Below are 413 nucleotides of genomic sequence, written 5' to 3' on the forward strand. Positions count from 1 at the left end.
GCGGAATCGAACCACCGACACGAGGATTTTCAATCCTCTGCTCTACCGACTGAGCTATCGAGGCAAAAGAATGGTGCCGACTACCGGAGTCGAACTGGTGACCTACTGATTACAAGTCAGTTGCTCTACCTACTGAGCTAAGTCGGCACACTTTATTCTTTTTAGAAGAGTTAGACTCTTCATTTTTAGAATCTCATTTACATGAAATTCTAGAAGTTGGCTCCTCCTACTGGACTTGAACCAGTGACCTGCGGATTAACAGTCCGTCGCTCTACCAACTGAGCTAAGGAGGAACTATTCTGTTTGTGTCTTACTTTAAGCAAGCGCACCAAATATGGTGCCTCGAGGCGGAATCGAACCACCGACACGAGGATTTTCAATCCTCTGCTCTACCGACTGAGCTATCGAGGCAA

At 46.7% G+C, this 413-nt stretch carries 3 tRNA genes; all 3 read right to left on the reverse strand.

Going from position 1 to position 413, the window contains the following annotated elements:
* Nucleotides 1-71: 71 nt before the first annotated feature.
* A tRNA-Thr gene (locus VJL_RS26990) sits at nucleotides 72-147 on the reverse strand.
* 70 nt (nucleotides 148-217) lie between these two features.
* Nucleotides 218-293 (reverse strand) — tRNA-Asn (locus VJL_RS26995).
* 42 nt (nucleotides 294-335) lie between these two features.
* A tRNA-Phe gene (locus VJL_RS27000) sits at nucleotides 336-411 on the reverse strand.
* Between the last annotated feature and the right edge of the window lie 2 nt (nucleotides 412-413).

This window comes from Vibrio jasicida CAIM 1864 = LMG 25398 (assembly GCF_000400365.1).
GTDB lineage: Bacteria > Pseudomonadota > Gammaproteobacteria > Enterobacterales > Vibrionaceae > Vibrio > Vibrio jasicida.